Here is a 16,422-nt window from a genome sequence, read left to right as displayed (position 1 = left end):
TCGCCCCCGCGTTCTGCGCGCTGTCCGCCGTGCCGCCCGCCCCACACGCAGCGAGCGCGAAGGCCAGGGCCGACGCGACGATCGGAACGCTCAAGCTTCTGCTGACCTGCATGGCGGCGGCCACTGCGCCTGCGGTGCCGAGTACGGTTCTGCGGCCTGTCGGGTTGTTTTCCATGGCGGTGCCTCCTGAAGAACGCTGGGGATACGGGAATTCCGTGATGCGGGGACGACGTACGGGTTCCGATGTGGGGCGTCGTCGGTAGGCGCCCGGAAAGGCGCCGGGCTCATGGGCGGCCACGCGAGACCGGGCGCCTGTCGGGAAGAGGGGTGCTGTGTGAGCGGGTGCGCGTGGCGCGTCAGATGCCCAGCATCTGGTTGAGCTCGTCGAGGGACTTGACGGTCACGTAGTCGTAGCCGTGGGTGACCGGGTCGTAGCCGCGGTCCAGGAGGACGAGGTTGCGGAAGCCCATGTCGTGCATCGGCATCAGGTCGTAGCGGGTGTGCGAGGAGACGTGCACGAAGTCCTCGGGTGACGCGCCGAGCTGCTCGAGCATGTACTCGAACGCCGCGTACCGGGGCTTGTAGTAGCCGGCCTGTTCCGCGGTGAAGACCGCGTGGAAGTCCGCCCCGAGCCTGGGCACGCTCTCCTCGAGGAAGGCGTCGCCGGCGTTGGAGAGGATCACCAGCTTGTAGTTCTCACCCATCTTCTTCAGCGGTTCCGGCACATCCGCGTGCGGGCCCCAGCCGCGCACGCCGTCGGCGAACCGCTTGCCGGCGTCCGGGGCCGCCTTGATGCCCCACTTGCGGCAGACCCCGTCGAAGGCGTCCTGCAGAGTCTGCTCGTAGGGGTAGTACTTGCCGAGGATCGAGTCGTAGCGGTAGCCGCGGAACTCCTTGACGAACTGGTCCCAGTGCTCGGCCGGGATCTGGTCGCCGACGAGCTCACGCGTGATGGGGGTCATCTGCCACTCGATCAACGTGCCGTAGCAGTCGAACGAGACGTACTTCGGGCGGAACTGGAACGAGGGAATGGGCATGGGAGTCCTCTGCTTTCTTGCTCGGGGAACTGGTCAGAGCCGGTATGAGCTCTCCGACATGTGCATGACATGAAGGGCGGGAGTCAGGACGCGGATGGCTGAGTGAGGGGTGGTGACGTCGACGACCGCCGGGATTCAGGCGGCGCCGACTCCTGCCGGAGCGAGGAAGGCGACGGGATGCCGCGTGGTGCCGTCGAGCGCCAGGTCGGCGGCGATCTCTCCCATCGCCGGGGAGATCTTGAAGCCGCTGCCGGAGAACCCGGCCAAGACGATGATGTCGTCCTCGCCGGGGAGATGACCGACGAGCGGGTTGCCGGATCGCGTATAGCCCTCCATGTAGGCCGACATTCTGATGGGGTCGGGGTTCAGGTCGGGCATGAGTTCGGCGATGAGCTCGCGGAAGGTGCCGAGTTCCTCGGGGCGGACCGTACGGTCGAGCCGTTCGGGCTCGGGCACCGGCGCGTGGTACTTCAAGGAGAGGCCCAGCTTGACGGAGATGCCGTCGGGCGACGGGATCCCGAAGCAGTCGTGCGGTGCGGCGCGCACGAACGGAGGTGCACCGCCCGCGAACCAGTCGTGGCGAGTGGGCAGGTGCCAGGAGCAGACCACCCGCCGGACGTCGACGGCCCGGGGAAGGTCCGGGAGCAGGGTGTTGATCCACGGGCCCACCGTCACCACGGCGGCGTCCACGTGGTCCGTGCCCCGGTCGGTGACGACCCGCACCCCGCCGCCCGCCGCGGGGGCGACCTCGCGCACCGTGGTGTAGCGGTGCAGCCGGGCGCCCAACTGCTCGGCTCGGGCGGCGGCGGCCTGGATGGACGCCTCCGGCCTGATGACGGCGCCCAACCGGTCGAGGACGGCGATGTGCCCGTCCGGGAGCCGGTGCTGCGGGTAGCGGCCGGCGAGTTCCTCCCGGTCCAGCACCTCGTGATCCAGTCCCTGAGCGACGTTGGTGGAGAGGAGCAGACGCATGGACGGTGAAGAGGCCTCCCCCATCACCAGGCTGCCGCTGCGGCGTCGCAGCGAGCGGCCCGTCTCCGTCTGGAGCTGCCCCCACATCCGGTCCGCGAGCCGCAGGAGCGGAATGTACCCGGGGTCGCCGAGGTGGGCGGCTCGGTAGATGCGGCTCTCGCCCCCGGCCGCACCGCGGTCGTGACCCGGTGCGTACCGGTCGTAGCCGACGACATCGGCTCCGCGGGCGGCCAGTCGCCACATGGCCTGGCTGCCCATGCTGCCGGCACCGATCACGGCGACGCGCTTCGGGATGCGCATGAGGTCGCTCCTCTCGATGGTGTGGTGGGTGGCAGTCGGGCCCCGGCACGGTGCGGACACCGTGGCGACCCTTCCGGTTCGGAACCTGCGGGGGATGGCGTTCACTTTCCGCCCGGCGGAACCTGCAGGTCAACCCACACTGTGTTCCGCCAAGGGGCCTTCTTGAGACGGTCTGTCACAGCGGACGGCCGGGCTGTACAAAACCCGGCCCCCCTCTTGTCACGATGAGTGGCCGGTGCGAGGGTGAGCCCGATTCCCCCGGAAGAAAGCACCCTCTATGCCGCCCAGACGTCACGCAGCAGGGCACTTCCCCACGGTCAGGGAGGTACTGCGCCTGCCCGTGCTCGCCGAGGGGATGCCCCGCGTGCTCGCCGGCGAGTCACAGCTGGACGGCCCGGTGCGCTGGGTGCATGTCACCGAGCTGCTCAATCCCGCCGATTTCCTGGAGGGCGGCGAGCTGGTGCTGACGACCGGCATGCCGCATCCCGAGGACGCCTCCGAGCTGCGCGGTTACGTCGACCAGCTCGCCGACGTCGGCGCGGCCGGCCTCGTCGTCGAGCTCGGTTACCGGTACCAGAAGGTGCCCCACGAGCTGGTGGCGGCGTGCCGCGCCCGTGACGTGCCGCTGGTCGAGCTGGCTCGTGGCGTCCGGTTCATCGACGTCACGCAGACGGTGCACGCGCTCATCCTCGACGCCCAGGGGGCGCTGCTGCGCCGCGGCAGGGACATCCAGGACATCTTCACCGCTCTGACGCTGCGGGGCGCGGACCCCGAAGAACTGGTGCACACCGCCGCGGAACTCACCGCAGCCCCCGTCGTGCTGGAGGACCTCACCCACCGGGTGCTGATGTGCGAGCTGCTGGGCCGGCCGTACGAGCCGGTGGTGTCGGCCTGGTCGCGGCGTTCGCGGGCGACCCCGACACCGGAGAGCATCACGCCGAGCGGCCCGGAGGGGTGGCTGATCGCACCGGTGCAGGACCACTGCGGCCCGTGGGGGCGGCTGATCCTGCTGGAGGACCGGCTGCACGCCGAGCCCGACCCGGAACACGTCCTCGTGCTGGAGCGCGCCGCGGTCGCGCTGACCATGGCGCGGCTGGCCGGGCAGGCCTGGTGGGAGCGCCGGGCCCACCGCTCCGTACTGAGGGACCTGTACGAACGGCGCTTCCGGTCCCCGGCGGACGCCCGCGCCCGAGCGGAGGCACTGGGGCTCCCGGCCTTCGGGCACCGGCTCTTCGCCGTGGTCATCCGCCACCCGTACACCGGCGCCGCGGATGAACACCTCGACGAACGGATCGCGAAGGCGCTGACGCACACGGGCGTGCGCGCCCTGGTCGGCGAGACGGCCCCGGGCCGGATCGGCGTGCTCATGGCCCTGGCCCAGGCGAGCGCCTGGCAGCCGGTCGCCGAGCGGATCGGCCGTCTGACCCGGGAGGAGCTCGGGCCGGGAGCCGTCGTCGCCGTCGGCCCGGGGGTGACCGACCTGGGCGGGATCGCCCGGTCGTGGCAGGAGGCGGAGCAGACGGCCGAGGCCATCACGGCGGCCTCACCCGAGCGGTGGTTCTACGTCCCCGCCGACGTCCGGCTGCCGGAGTTGCTGGGTGTCCTTCGGGACGACACCCGTCTGCAGCGGTACGCGGAACGGCAGCTGACCCGCCTCATCGAGCACGACGGCCGCAACGGCGGCGACCTGCTCCCCGCCCTGCGCGCCTATCTGGCGGCGGCCGGGAACAAGTCGGTCGCGGCGAAACTCGCCGGCATGTCCCGGCAGGCGTACTACCAGCGCCTGCACACCATCGAGAGGCTCCTCGGCTGCGATCTGGAGTCAGGTCTGCAGCGCACGTCCCTGCACGTCGCGGTGCTGGTCCTGGACGGGGGAGAAGCAGCCGCTCCCGGCGCGTGAGGGGGCACGTCGGCCGTCACGCGCGTCGCCGTCCGACCGGTAAGCAGGGCCCGTCAGCCGTCAGCCGTCAGCCGTCAGCCGTCAGCCGTCAGCCGTCGGCGGCCGAAGTGGCGGCCTTCACGAACGCTGCGGCCGCCGGCGACAGACTGCCGCGGCGGCTGACGAGGGCGATGTCCAAGGTGGTCTCCGGCTCGATGTCCAGGACGCGGGCGCCCAGCCGCCGGGCGAAGTCCCGCCAGGCATCCGTCACCACCGCGAGCCCGACCCCGGCCAGGACCAGGGGCATGAGCGACACACGGTGCTCGGTCTCGGCGGCGACGGCGAACTCGATGCCCTGCTCTCGCAGCGCGTCGACATAGGCGCGCATCCCCGTCCCCGGCTGCCCGACGATCAGCCGCTGTCCCGCCAGGTCCCGGCATTCCACCGCCGTCCTGTCGGCGAACGGGCCGTCGGCCGGCACCATCAGCACAAAACGCTGCCGCCCCAGGGCATGGGAGACGACCTCCTTGTCGGAGAAGGGACCGGCAGACGCCAACAGCCCCAGCTCCACGGCGCCCGTGCGCACCATGGTGATCACATCACGCGAGGTGAACGCGGCTTTGATGGCCACGGAGACGCCGGGATACCGGTGGCTGAAGGCGCTCACCAAGGTAGTCAGCGGCTCCACCGCCTGCGACGGCACCGATGCCACATCCAGGCGCCCCTCACGCAGCTCGTGCACCGCCGCGACACTCGCCCGCGCCGTCTCCAGACTCCGCACGGCCTCCCGGGCCGGCTCGATCAGGGCTCTTCCGGCCTCCGTCAGCACCGCCCTGCGACCGATGCGATGGAACAGCTCCGAGCCCAGATCGCGCTCCAGCGCCCGCACGGCCTGTGACAGCGACGGCTGCGACACGTACAGGGCCGAGGCCGCGCGGCTGAACCCCCCGCGATCAACGATCGCAAGGAAGTACTCCAGCTGCCGGACGTCCATCACGCGCCCACCGCCCCTCAAGGAGATCAACCGACGACCCGACCGGTCCCGACCATGGTCGCGCGACGGACCGCCTGACGACGTGCGGACCACCCATGCCGTGACCGTCACCGAAGCGCGGTCACTGCTGGTGGAAACCCGGCCGAGACCAGGGGCCGCACCGGCTCAGCCGGGGAAACGTCCCGTCGAGCGCAGTTGCCAGCGCCTTTCGGCGTAGGCCAGGTCGTCACGCCACAGTCGTCCTGCGGCGGCCCGCACGAGGGGACGCATCAGCGGCGACAACGCGCGCGCCACGCCGAAGCCGGGCCGGTCCGACGTGGCCACGACGGCCTCCACCACCGCCGTACGCGGCCTGCCCCGGTCGTCGTGCCCGAGCGGCGTCGCGTGGGTCTCCACCACCGACCCGCGCCCCTCGCCCTCGGCGATGTGCATGACGACCGTCCGCGGTTCGGGCGCGGTGAACACCGCACGGACGGGCACCACCAGCCGGCCGGCGAGCTTGAAGGAGACGTCGACGCTGAATCCGTCCTCGGCCGCGCCCCGTGCCTCCGTCGAGGGAGCCCCGACGACGGTCAGGTCGACGAAGGAGTACGGGTGGAACCAGGCGCCGTGCCACGGATCCAGCCGGTTGGCCACGACGTCCTCCGGCTCGCACGTGCCGACGCCGACGTAGACCGCCGAGACCGCGCCCGCCGGTGCGGGCCTGATCGGCACCACCGGTGCTTCGAGAGGAGGCTCGCCGCCCACGTCGTCCAGGCGCACCCACACCAGCACGCCGTCGTCGTGTGCGGGCAGGGGGTCCCAGCCCGCGAACGGCCCGCCGTGCAGGGCGAGTCCATGCCAGTGGCAGACGAGGGTGCCGCACCGCACGGGGCTGTCGCGCAGCGGCGCACCCAGATGAGGGCAGATTCCCGGCCCGGCGACGAGCCGCCCGGAGGCGTCGCGCCAGACGACGACCTCCCGCCCGGCGACGGTGCGGGCCAGGGGCCGGTCGTCGCCGACGTCCCGGCTCGCGCCCACGACGTACCAGTTGCCCGAAGGTCGGGCCTGCGCACGCTTGAGCGCCTGGGCGATCACCGCCGGACGGGCCTCGCGCCAGGTCGGGCGCTGTCGCTCCCAGGCGACCGGGCGCCTGCGCAGCGACAGCGGAAAGCGTCCGCGGCGAAGGGAACGGTCAGGGCTCACACGACCTCCTCGTGAAGCGGCTCCGCCGCGGCGGTCCCGGACGCCGTGGGGCGGCCTCCGGCGGGCGCGGACGTGGGGGGAAGCACCGTCCGGCGGCCCGCGCGGGCCGAGGCGCGGGCGACCAGCAGGCGCACCAGCCCGTCGGCGGCGACCGCGGCGCGCCGTCGCCGCGGGACCACGGCACGGCGGTGCAGCACCGTGTAGCCCTCGTCGGCGACGGCGTCCAGGATCCCGCCGTACAGCACGAAGGCGGTGCGGATGCAGGGACGCGACACCGGGTCGAGCATGGCGATTCCCGGCGCCGCCTCGCGGTAGACGCCGCGGGTGAGGTGCGCGAAGGCTTCCAGCGCCGCGCGGATGCGGGGTTCGTGGCGGCCGGTGCTGCGGCTCCAGTGCAGCAGCTCGCGGTCCACGCCGTGCGCGGACAGCAGGTCGGCGGGCAGGTAGACGCGTCCGCGGTCGAGGTCCTCGCCCGCGTCTCGCAGGAAGTTGCTCAGCTGGAAGGCGACCCCCAGGGCGGCGGCGTGCGGGGCCGCTTCCTCGCGGGGGACCACCGTGCCCAGGATCGGCAGCATCTGCAGCCCGATCACCGCGGCCGAACCGTGCATGTAGGCGCGCAGGTCGGCGTAGGTCGGGTAGTCGGTGACCTCCAGGTCGCTGCGCATGGACGCCATGAAGTCGTGGAAGTGGCGGTGGTCGATGGCGTAGCGCCGGGCGGTGTCGGCGAGCGCCAGGACCACCGGCTCGGTGCTGTGGCCGTCCCGGAGCCCGCGGTGCAGTCGCTCCTGGAGCCGGGTGAGGTCGGCCGCGCGGCGATGGACGGGGACGTCCGGCTCCAGGGAGTCGACGATGTCGTCCGCCCAGCGGGCGAAGCCGTAAAGGGCGTGGACGGCGGGACGGCGTTCCACCGGCAGCAGCCGGGTGGCGAGGAAGTACGTCCTTCCGTGCCGGGCGTTGAGCCGACGGCACTGGGCGTAGGCCGCGCGCAGCGCCGGTTCGGTGATGCCTGCCGCGTCGAGTTCCCGGGCGGTCACGGCTGCGTTCCTTCCTGCAGGGGCGTCACGTGCGACGCGGGCGTCGCGATCGTGGGTGTGACGGGCGACGGAGCCGTCACCGGCGTCGCGGCCGTCGCCGTCGACGGGGGGCGCCGGCGCCGCGGTACGGCGGGCGCGTGCCGGCCGGTGATCCGTGCCGCGGCGAGCTTGCCGGACAGCAGCACGGTCGGGACGCCGACGCCGGGTGTGGTGCCGCAGCCCGCCAGCACGGCGTTGTCGGTGCCGCGGACAAGATTGCGCGGCCGGAACGGGCCGGTCTGCGCGAAGGTGTGGGCGGCCGAGAACGGCGTGCCGGCCGCGTGCCCCTGGGCCGTCCAGTCGGCGGGGGTGACGAGCACCTCCTCCTCCACGGCGTCGGCGATGCCGTGCAGTCCGCGGCGGTCGAGTTCCCGCAGGACGCTGTCGCGGTACCGAGGTGCGAGGTCGCTCCAGGCGGCGGCGTCCGGCCCGATGTCGGTGTTGGGGCAGGGGGCCAGGATGTAGTGGAGGTGGCGGCCGGGCGGGGCGAGCGTCGGGTCGGTGGCGGTGGGGCGGGTGACGAGCAGCGACGGGTCGCTCATCAGGCGTCCCGCGCGGGTGAGTTCGTCGAAGGTGCCGTGCCATCGCGCCCCGAACGACAGGGTGTGATGAGCCAGTCCGGGCCAGGTGCGGTCGGTCCCGGCGTGCAGGACGACGGCCGACGGCGCGTGCCGGATCCCGAGGGGGCGGTGCGGTGTGCGGCCGAGGAGCGCGTAGGAGACCGGCAGGTCCGGGGTCAGGACCACGGCGTCGCAGGCGATGCGGTCCTGACCGGTGACGACGGCGGTGATCCGGCCCGCGGAGCGTTCCAGCCGGGTGACGTCCTGGCCGAACCGCAGATCGGCGCCGGCCTTCGCGGCGGCGTCCGCCATGGCCTGCGGCAGTGCGTGCATGCCCCCGCGGGGGAAGTACACGCCGGCGACGGTGTCCATGTAGGCGATCACGGCGTACGCGGCGAGCGCCCGCGCCGGGGTGACTCCTGCGTACAGCGCCTGGAACGAGAAGACGCGGCGCAGCCGTTCGTCGCGCAGATGGCGGCCGATCCTCGCGTCCAGCCGCCCGAAGCCGCCGAGGACGGCGAGCCGGGCCAGGTCCGGCGTCAGCAACTGGAAGGGGGAGTCGAAGTTCGCGTCGATGAAGCGGCGCATCTGGGCCCGGTACAACCGCTCCAGCCACGTCCGCAGCCGCCGGTAGCCCGCGGCTTCCGCGACGCCCGCGAAGCGCTCGACCTCCGCCTCCATCGCCTGCGGATCGGTGTGCACGTCGAGGCCGCTGCCGTCGGCGAACAGGGCCCGGTAGGCGGGATGCAGGGGGACGAGGTCGACACGGTCGCGCAGGCTCTCGCCGACCGCCGCGAACGCCTCGTCGGCGAGATCGGGCATGGTCAGCACGGTGGGACCGGTGTCGATGCGGTAGCCGCCGCGCTCCAGGCGTCCGGCGCGGCCTCCCGGCAGCCTGTCGCGTTCGAGCAGGGTGACCCGGCGGCCCGCGCCGAGCAGGTGCAGCGTCGCCGCCAGGCCGGAGAGCCCCGCGCCGACCACCACGACGTGATCCGTGGGCCCGGAAACGGTTCTGGTCATCGCAGGACTCCGTCGGCGCCGGCGGGGAGGAGGAGGGAGAGCGGCAGGCCGCCGTCCTCCGCTCCGCATGCCGTGGATGTGGATGTGGGTGTGGCGGCGGCGGGGGCGGGGGTCGTGCCGGCCGAGGCGTGCAGCAGCTGTCGGAGGCGCCTTCGGGCCTGCGGCTCCAGGACGGCGGAGTCCAGGTGTCGCATCCCCTGCGCGACCAGCCGGTCGATCTTCGCCTCCGCGAGGTCACGGGCCCCGGTGGCCACCAGCACGTCACGGACCTCGGCGAGACGGCTCTCGGACAGGTCGGCGCGGCCGAGGGAGCGCCGCAGCACGGCGGCGCCGTGGCGGTCGCCCGTCGACTCCGCGCGGGCCTGCGCCACCGCCACGAGGTAGGTGGGTTTGCCCGCCCGGATGTCGCCGCCCGCGGGTTTGCCGGTGCGCCGGGGATCGCCGAAGACGTCGGCGAGGTCGTCGCGCAGCTGGAACGCGATGCCGACGCACCTGCCCGCCGAGCACAGGGCCGCGCTCTGGGCGCCGTCCGCTTCCGCCAGGGCGGCTCCGAGCGCCAGCGGGCGTTCGACCGAGTAGAGCGCGCTCTTGAGGCAGGCGGCGCGGACGGCCCGGGCCAGGGACCGCGAGGAGGTCGCCTGGCCCTGCATGTCCAGGTACTGTCCGGCCACCATCTCCGTGCGCATGGCGCTCCACAGATCGCGCACGGCGCGGATCGCGTCCGGGTCCGCCTCGACTGCCGCGACGGTGTCGTCGGCCCAGGCCAGGGCGAGGTCCCCGGCGAGGATCGCGGCGGCTTCGCCGAAGCGTCCGGCGCGGTCGGCGGGGACGGCCGGGACGGCGCCGGTGTACTGGGCGCTCACGTCCGCGTGCAGGGCGAGCCGTCCGCGGCGCATCCGGGAGCCGTCCATGACGTCGTCGTGGACGAGGGCGCACGTCTGGATCAGCTCGAGGGCGGCGCCGACGCGCAGGGCGGCCTCCGCTTGCGCGGAGGTGCCGCCGCAGGCGCGCAGTGCCCACCACACGAACTGGGAGCGCATGCGCTTGCCCCCTTCGAGGGTGCACCGCGCGACGCGTTCGGCGACGTCACGGCCGAACACCGGGTCGAGGCCGGCGGCGTGCTCCACCCGTTCGTCCAGGAGGGCGTCGAGGACGCGCCCCACGGCCGCGGGCACGTCGCCGTCGACGGCATCGAGGCGGTGCGCGTCCGTCCGCTCGCGCGGTTCCGCCCGCTCGTGCGGTTCCGCCCGCCCGCGCGGTTCGGGCGGGTCGTGCGGCACCGGCGGGTCCTGTACGCGGCCGCCGGGGGATCCGCGGCCGTCCGCGAGCCGGGGTCGGCCGCTCGGCGGGTGCTCGGTCCGAGGATCGGGTGCCTTCTCGGGCACGGGAAGATCCTTCGCCTCGGTGGGACGCATCCCGGTTCCTCTCGCCACGGTCGCTTCGGGGTCTGACGTAATGCCTTCCGCGGCCGGGGCCGTCACGGATGCGCCATCGGGGGAGAACGTGCGATCGGTTCTCGCCCGAAAGGGCGACCGTCGACCCCGCACACCCGAAAACACGGGCACAAAGCGATGCACAGACGATGCGAGTTGTGGTGCCGGTCACGCGCTTCGCAAGGTGAGGGGACCCCGACAGCCGTCCGTGACGGACGCGTCGGCACGGGGGCCCTGCCAGGGGGACCCGGTCCCGCGTCCGCACGAGAGGGCATGGTCACCGCCCGCACGAGGAGCAGCGTCATGACTGCACGCCCAGTCACCGAGCAGACAGTCGGCAGTGCCCCGCTGCGGGCTCCGACGGAGGACTCCCTGGCCGACGAGGAACTCGCGGCGGGCTTCGCCGCCGGTGACGAAGCCTGTCTGGCCGCCGTCTACCACCGGTGGGGCGCGCTGGTGCACACCCTCGCGCTGCGCTCCCTCGCGGACGCACGGGAGGCGGAGGACGTCACCCAGACGGTGTTCCTGGCCGCGTGGCGGGGACGTGCCGGGTTCGCGCCGGAGCGGGGCGCGTTGGGGGCGTGGCTGGTCGGGATCTCCCGCCGCAAGATCGCCGACGCGCTGTCGGCCCGCACGCGACGCGCCGAGCTGGTCGCCGCGGCCGGGGCGCGCATGTCGGTCGGGTCCGTGGACCGCGACGCACAGCCCGAGGCCGTGCTCGACCGGGTCCTCGTCGGCAGCGAGCTCGCCAGGCTGCCCGCCGCCCAGCGACGCGTGCTCACGCTGGCCTTCTACGACGACCTGACGCAGCCGCAGATCGCCGCACTCACCGGCTGGCCCCTGGGCACGGTCAAGAGCCACGCCAGGCGCGGTCTGCACCGGCTCAGCCGCTGCCTGCGGGAGGGCGGCGTCCACGACCACGCCGAGTGATACGACGCAGAAGCGACGCGACCGGGCGGCGGTCCCTGTCTCCCCCAGGGGAGCACATCTGTGGCCCGGCGGCCACCGCACCGCGCGGGCGCCGGCGCTGCATCCGCCGTGCCCACTCCTCCGGTAGAGGTGGCGAGGCGACCGGAGAGCGGCCGCAGGAAGGAGGCGCAGGCGTGGCCGAGTGGCGGGCACTGCCCCACATCCCCTCCGCCGAACTGGCCGCCCACGCCCTGGACGGCGGTCGGGCGGCCTGGGACGCCGACGTCGTGCGGCACCTGAGTCTGTGCCCGACCTGCCGCGAACGGCTCACCGCCTACGAACGCGCTGCCGCGGCCGGCCGCCGCCACCGCCCGGGCGAGACGCTCCACCCGCCGCCCGCCCGGGTGTGGGCGACCGTGCGGGCCCACCTGGACGCGGATCGCCGACGCACTCGCCCACCGCCCCTGCCGCCGGTCCCGCCGCCCGCCCGCCCCCTCCGTGGCGCATGCCGGCGCGCGTGGCGGGCCCTGCTCGGTGCGGCCGAGGCCGTGGGCCTGCGTCTCACCCGCCCACGGCCGGGTCGGCGGGGCAGGCCGGGCTCCTGAGCAGCCGGTTGCCCGCGCCGCGCCCTGCCCCGGCCTTGTCCGCCGTTCTGCCCCTGCCCCTGCCCCTACCCCCGTCTCCCGTGTTCGGTGTCACGTCACCGATGTCCCGTGTCCGAGGCCCGTGGCCCGTGTTCCGTGTTCCGTGGCACGTCGTCGGGCGGGGCGGGCGGGTCCACACGGCCGACAACCCGGCGGGGCCTGCATCCGCCGGGGCCCCTGAAGGTGAATGCTTCGGACAGCCACCGGCCGCGGACGCGCCGCGGTGGGAGCGCCGGACGGAGGGAGCGACTCGTGCCGCACGCGGAGGTGGCCATCCTGGGCGCGGGAGCAGCCGGACTCTCCCTCGCCCACCGCCTCTCGCATCCGGACCCGGGAGGGCGGCGGCTGCCCACCGTGCTGCTCGAGGCTCCGCCCGGCCCCCTCCGGCCGCCGCACCGCACCTGGTGCTTCTGGGAAGCGGGGGACGGGCGCTACGACGACGCCGTGTCCGCCGAATGGCGCCGACTGCGCGTGCACGGCCCCACCGGCCGGTCGTCCGAGGACGACATCGCCCCGCTCCGCTACAAGATGCTCCGCTCCGACGACTTCGAACGTCACGTCGGCCACGCCCTGGCCCGCAGCGACGACGTCCGACGGCTGGAGGCGGCCGTCGAGACGGTGCGCGGCGGCGCCGACGGAGCCGAGATCCTGGCGCGCACGTCCGACGGCCGCCGCGTCACCGTCGACGCCCGCTGGGTGTTCGACTCCCGGCCGCTCGACCGCCTCCCGGCTGCCCGCACCACGCTGCTGCAGCACTTCCGCGGCTGGTTCGTGCGCACCGACCGGCCCGCGTTCGACCCCGGCACGGCGATGCTCATGGACTTCAGGGTGCCGCAGCCCCCGCAGGGACTCGCCTTCGGCTATCTGCTGCCCATGGACCGTCATCGGGCACTCGTCGAGTACACCCGGTTCTCGTCCGCCGTCCTCCCACGACACGCCTACGACGAGGCGCTGCGCCACTACACCGACGACGTGCTGCGCCTCGGCGGCTTCGACGTCACCGCGACCGAGACCGGCGTCATCCCCATGACGGACGCCCGCTTCGCCCGCCGGGCCGCGCCGTCGGTGTTCCGCATCGGCGCGGCGGGCGGCGCCACCCGGCCGTCCACGGGATACACGTTCTCCGCCGTCCAGCGTCAGACCCGGGCCGTTGCCGCCGCCCTGCACGCCGGGCGCCACCCGCTGCCCCCGCCCGCCCACTCGGCCCGCTCGCGCGCCATGGACGCGGTGATGCTGCGGGCCCTGGACAGCGGCCGCGTCGACGGCGCAGCGTTCTTCGCCCGGCTCTTCGCCCAGGTGCCGATGCGACGGCTGCTGCGCTTCCTCGACGGGCAGACCGGTCTCCACGAGGACCTCTTTGTCGGCATTCGCACGCCCGTCCTGCCGATGCTGCGCAGCGCCGCCGAGCTCCCCTGGCTTCCCCGCACGCCCCGTCGCACACCGTGACCCTGGCCCGAAGCAGTTCCGCGCACCCACCGAGGAGACCGTATGACCCTGCTGCGCGACGAGGAGCTGGCCGCCGCGTTCGACCACGCTTCCCGCAGCTACGACGCCCTGGTCGCCGCCAACCCCGGCTACCACGGCCACCTGCGTCGCTCGGCACGCCGCCTCGGCCTGCCCCACGGCGGCGCCGGGCTCCGCGTACTGGACCTCGGCTGCGGCACGGGCGCCTCGACGGCCGCCCTGGCCGCCGTGCTGCCCGGAGCCGGGATCACCGCCGTGGACGCGTCTGCCGGCATGCTGGAGCGCGCCGCCGGAAAACCGTGGCGCAGTGGGGTGACGTTCGTGCGGGCTCCCGCCGAGCGGCTGGCCGAGGCAGGCGTGCACGGTCCCTTCGACGCGGTCTTCGCCGCCTATCTCTTCCGCAACGTCACCGATCCCGACGCCGTCCTCTCGGCGGTGCACGACGTGCTCGCGCCGGGGGGTCGGCTGGCGGTCCACGAGTACGCCCTGAGCGGCCGGACCGCTCACCGCGCGGTGTGGACGGCGGTGTGCCGCGGCCTCGTCCTGCCGGTCGCCACCGTGCTCGGCGACGGCGACCTCTACCGTCATCTGTGGCGCAGCGTCGTGGAGTTCGACACCGTGGACCGTTTCGCCGCCCGGGTCCGGGCGGCGGGCCTGCGCGATGTGCGGGTGCTGCCCCTGCCGGGCTGGCAGACCGGCGTCACCCACACCGTCGTCGCCCGCCGGCCGCACGCCGCCGCGGAGAGCGCCCGATGACCCGCTCCCCGCGGTCGGTCGCAGCCCCACGCGGCAGGGACCGGCGGGCCCGCACCCTGCTGCCCGCGCCGGGTGCACCCCGCGTCAGCGGCGACCGTCCCGTGACGACCGCTGTCGTGGGCGGCGGCATCGCCGGACTGGCCGCCGCGACGGCCCTGGCCGAACGGGGGGTGCGGGTCACGCTCTACGAACGGGACGAGGCCCTCGGAGGGCGGCTCGCCGGCGGGCCGACCGTCCTCGCCGACGGCAGTGAAGTCACCATGAGCCGGGGCTTCCACGCCTTCTTCCGGCAGTACTACAACCTGCGCGGACTGCTGCGCCGCACCGATCCCGGGCTGCAGCGACTGCGCGGGCTGCCCGACTACCCCCTGCGGCACGGCAGCGGCATGCACGACAGCTTCCGGCACGTCCCGCGCACCCCGCCGTGGAGCGCTCTCGGATTCGTGGCGCTCAGCCCGACGTTCGGACTGCGCGACCTGGCCCGCATGAACCCCGTCGCCGCACTGCCCCTCCTGGACGTGCGCGTCCCCGAGGTCTACGCGCGGCTCGACGACGTCAGCGCGCACGACTTCCTCCGGTCGATCCGCTTTCCCGAGGCCGCCCACCACCTGGCGTTCGAGGTCTTCTCCCGGAGCTTCTTCGCCGACCCCCGGCATCTCTCGGCCGCGGAGATGGTGCTGATGTTCCACATCTACTTCCTCGGCTCGTCCGAGGGGCTGCTGTTCGACGTGCCGGACGAGCCCTTCCCGGCGGCCCTCTGGGATCCCCTCGCCGGCTATCTGCGCGGCCACGGCGTCGACCTGCGCACCGGCACCCCCGTCGAGGCCGTCGAGCCGACCGCCGACGGCGGCTTCCTCGTCGCCGCCGACGCCTCGCAGCGGCGCTACGACGCCACGGTGCTCGCCCTGGACGCGGCGGGCCTGCGGTCCCTCGTCGCACGCTCCCCGCGACTGGCGGACGCCGCCTGGCGTGAGCGGACCGCCAGGCTGCGCAACGCGCCGCCCTTCCTTGTCTCACGCCTGTGGCTGGACCGCCCGGTCGCCGCCGACCGCCCGGGTTTCCTCGGGACCAGCGGCTACGGGAGCCTCGACAACGTCAGCGTGCTGGAACGCTGGGAGGGCGAGGCCGCCCGCTGGAGCTCCCGCACCGGCGGCTCGGTCGTCGAACTGCACGCCTACGCGCTGCCCGACCGCCCGGCCCACGACGTGGAGCAGAAGCGGCTGGTGGAGCAACTGCACCTGGTGTATCCGGAGACGCGGGCGGCGAGGGTGGTCGACGAACGCCACGAGTGGCGGTCCGACTGCCCGCTGTTCCCGGTGGGCGGCTACGACGACCGGCCCACCGTGCGCACCTGCGATGCGGGTCTGGTGGTGGCAGGAGACCTCGTGCGCACGGAACTGCCGGTGGCGCTGATGGAGCGCGCCGCCACGAGCGGCTTCCTCGCCGCCAACGCGCTGCTGGAGCGCTGGGGAGTCCGCGGCCAGACCCTGTGGACGGTGCCGGACCGGGGCCGCGGCGCACTGCTGCGCCGGCTCGCCCGACTGGGCTGAGGCCCGACTTGGGTCACGCCCGACTTGGGTCAGGCCTGACAGGGCCGGGGCCGGGGTCGTGGCGGGCGCCGTTCCCGATGACCCGTCACGGTCGGCCTCGTCACGTGTGCGTTCTGCCGATCGGGGCCGCCGATCGGCAGACGCCGCAACGGTCTTCCGCCCCCGCGGGAATGCCTGCGGGGCGTCGACCGTCGGCTCAACGCCGGGTGTAGACGAATCCGAGCTTGTCGATCTCGTTCCCGGACCGTCCGTGGAACCCGGCTATCTGCCATCCCGTCGGGGCGGTGCGCGTCACGCAGTCGGACGTGGTGGTCCCGCCGGACAGGCTGCGGCCGAGGTTGGTGGTGAACCTGGTGTAGAAGATCCGGGTGTGGCCGTCCTTCTGGGCCTGGCACAGATAGGCGGTGGTGAGGTACTCGTCGCCGCCCAGCGTCAGGGAGGCGGCGGTGCCGCCGTTGCCGCCGTGGGTGAGGCCGGCGCCGCCCGCGACGGTGAGGCTCACCTGGTCGACGCGGGCGCCGGCCCGCAGGGCGACGGTGGTGACGCGGGCCCCGGCCGGTACGGCGTCGATGTCGTTGTAGTAGTCGCCGTGGGGTCCGCCGAACTGGTCGCTGAGCTGGAAGTCGGGGTTGCGCGACCAGGAGAA

General features: G+C 73.8%; 14 protein-coding genes. 6 read left to right on the top strand and 8 right to left on the bottom strand.

Features of this window, described 5'->3' with window-relative positions; genetic code table 11:
- Nucleotides 1–356: 356 nt before the first annotated feature.
- Nucleotides 357–1,037, bottom strand: coding sequence for a haloacid dehalogenase type II (locus tag ACH4ZA_RS39515; RefSeq protein WP_398433841.1), 681 nt, complete (start codon nt 1,035–1,037; stop codon nt 357–359).
- A 135-nt stretch (nt 1,038–1,172) separates the two neighbouring features.
- The gene (solA, locus tag ACH4ZA_RS39510; protein ID WP_398433840.1) at nt 1,173–2,309 is read right to left on the bottom strand and encodes an N-methyl-L-tryptophan oxidase; all 1,137 of its coding nucleotides are present in this window, start codon (nt 2,307–2,309) and stop codon (nt 1,173–1,175) included.
- Between the two features lie 277 nt (nt 2,310–2,586).
- Here solA and ACH4ZA_RS39505 point away from each other — a divergent pair, with 277 nt between their 5' ends.
- On the top strand, nt 2,587–4,209 hold the full coding sequence (locus tag ACH4ZA_RS39505) for a PucR family transcriptional regulator (protein WP_398433839.1): 1,623 nt from the start codon (nt 2,587–2,589) through the stop codon (nt 4,207–4,209).
- Between the two features lie 88 nt (nt 4,210–4,297).
- On the opposite strand, the gene ACH4ZA_RS39500 is transcribed toward ACH4ZA_RS39505, so the two are convergent.
- The 5 genes from ACH4ZA_RS39500 to ACH4ZA_RS39480 form a co-directional block, all read right to left on the bottom strand.
- A complete protein-coding gene (locus ACH4ZA_RS39500; RefSeq protein ID WP_398433842.1) occupies nt 4,298–5,182 on the bottom strand; it encodes a LysR family transcriptional regulator in 885 nt (294 codons plus the stop codon).
- A 165-nt stretch (nt 5,183–5,347) separates the two neighbouring features.
- Entirely contained in the window at nt 5,348–6,367 is a 1,020-nt protein-coding gene (locus tag ACH4ZA_RS39495; RefSeq protein ID WP_398433838.1) for a DUF5914 domain-containing protein, read from the bottom strand.
- Nucleotides 6,364–7,401: a phytoene/squalene synthase family protein gene (locus ACH4ZA_RS39490; RefSeq protein ID WP_398433837.1), complete on the bottom strand. Its 1,038-nt coding sequence runs from the start codon at nt 7,399–7,401 to the stop codon at nt 6,364–6,366. Before ACH4ZA_RS39490 ends, ACH4ZA_RS39495 begins: the two co-directional genes overlap by 4 nt.
- Nucleotides 7,398–9,020, bottom strand: a complete 1,623-nt coding sequence (locus ACH4ZA_RS39485) for a phytoene desaturase (RefSeq protein WP_398433836.1) — start codon at nt 9,018–9,020, stop codon at nt 7,398–7,400. The genes ACH4ZA_RS39490 and ACH4ZA_RS39485 overlap by 4 nt, the downstream gene beginning before the upstream one ends.
- Nucleotides 9,017–10,435 carry a polyprenyl synthetase family protein gene (locus ACH4ZA_RS39480; RefSeq protein WP_398433835.1) on the bottom strand — a complete coding sequence of 473 codons (1,419 nt, stop codon included), beginning with the start codon at nt 10,433–10,435 and terminating at the stop codon, nt 9,017–9,019. The genes ACH4ZA_RS39485 and ACH4ZA_RS39480 overlap by 4 nt, the downstream gene beginning before the upstream one ends.
- Nucleotides 10,436–10,756: 321 nt before the next feature.
- On the opposite strand from ACH4ZA_RS39480, the gene ACH4ZA_RS39475 reads away from it, so the two are divergent.
- The 5 genes from ACH4ZA_RS39475 (at nt 10,757) to ACH4ZA_RS39455 (ending at nt 15,776) form a co-directional block, all read left to right on the top strand.
- Entirely contained in the window at nt 10,757–11,383 is a 627-nt protein-coding gene (locus ACH4ZA_RS39475; RefSeq protein WP_398433834.1) for a sigma-70 family RNA polymerase sigma factor, read from the top strand.
- 173 nt (nt 11,384–11,556) lie between these two features.
- Nucleotides 11,557–11,967, top strand: coding sequence for a hypothetical protein (locus ACH4ZA_RS39470; RefSeq protein WP_398433833.1), 411 nt, complete (start codon nt 11,557–11,559; stop codon nt 11,965–11,967).
- Between the two features lie 291 nt (nt 11,968–12,258).
- Entirely contained in the window at nt 12,259–13,452 is a 1,194-nt protein-coding gene (locus tag ACH4ZA_RS39465) for a lycopene cyclase family protein (protein WP_398433832.1), read from the top strand.
- Nucleotides 13,453–13,494: 42 nt separating this feature from the next.
- Nucleotides 13,495–14,226 (top strand): class I SAM-dependent methyltransferase, encoded by a 732-nt coding sequence (locus tag ACH4ZA_RS39460; protein ID WP_398433831.1) that lies wholly within the window; start codon nt 13,495–13,497, stop codon nt 14,224–14,226.
- The gene (locus ACH4ZA_RS39455; protein ID WP_398433830.1) at nt 14,223–15,776 is read left to right on the top strand and encodes an FAD-dependent oxidoreductase; all 1,554 of its coding nucleotides are present in this window, start codon (nt 14,223–14,225) and stop codon (nt 15,774–15,776) included. The genes ACH4ZA_RS39460 and ACH4ZA_RS39455 overlap by 4 nt, the downstream gene beginning before the upstream one ends.
- A 196-nt stretch (nt 15,777–15,972) precedes the next feature.
- On the opposite strand, the gene ACH4ZA_RS39450 is transcribed toward ACH4ZA_RS39455, so the two are convergent.
- On the bottom strand, nt 15,973–16,422 hold a 450-nt coding region (locus ACH4ZA_RS39450), incomplete at its 5' end, for a jacalin-like lectin (protein WP_398433829.1).

The sequence above is a fragment of the Streptomyces sp. NPDC020597 genome (assembly GCF_044335095.1).
In the GTDB taxonomy this organism is placed as follows: Bacteria; Actinomycetota; Actinomycetes; order Streptomycetales; family Streptomycetaceae; genus Streptomyces.
This window is presented reverse-complemented; position numbering and strand designations above follow the sequence as displayed.

Coding starts and splice junctions, on each gene's coding strand:
- ACH4ZA_RS39475 (WP_398433834.1), top strand. CDS start 10,757: ATGACTGCACGCCCAGTCACCGAGCAGACAGTCGGCAGTGCCCCGCTG.
- ACH4ZA_RS39485 (WP_398433836.1), bottom strand. CDS start 9,020: ATGACCAGAACCGTTTCCGGGCCCACGGATCACGTCGTGGTGGTCGGC.
- ACH4ZA_RS39515 (WP_398433841.1), bottom strand. CDS start 1,037: ATGCCCATTCCCTCGTTCCAGTTCCGCCCGAAGTACGTCTCGTTCGAC.
- ACH4ZA_RS39480 (WP_398433835.1), bottom strand. CDS start 10,435: ATGCGTCCCACCGAGGCGAAGGATCTTCCCGTGCCCGAGAAGGCACCC.
- ACH4ZA_RS39455 (WP_398433830.1), top strand. CDS start 14,223: ATGACCCGCTCCCCGCGGTCGGTCGCAGCCCCACGCGGCAGGGACCGG.
- solA (WP_398433840.1), bottom strand. CDS start 2,309: ATGCGCATCCCGAAGCGCGTCGCCGTGATCGGTGCCGGCAGCATGGGC.
- ACH4ZA_RS39460 (WP_398433831.1), top strand. CDS start 13,495: ATGACCCTGCTGCGCGACGAGGAGCTGGCCGCCGCGTTCGACCACGCT.
- ACH4ZA_RS39500 (WP_398433842.1), bottom strand. CDS start 5,182: ATGGACGTCCGGCAGCTGGAGTACTTCCTTGCGATCGTTGATCGCGGG.
- ACH4ZA_RS39505 (WP_398433839.1), top strand. CDS start 2,587: ATGCCGCCCAGACGTCACGCAGCAGGGCACTTCCCCACGGTCAGGGAG.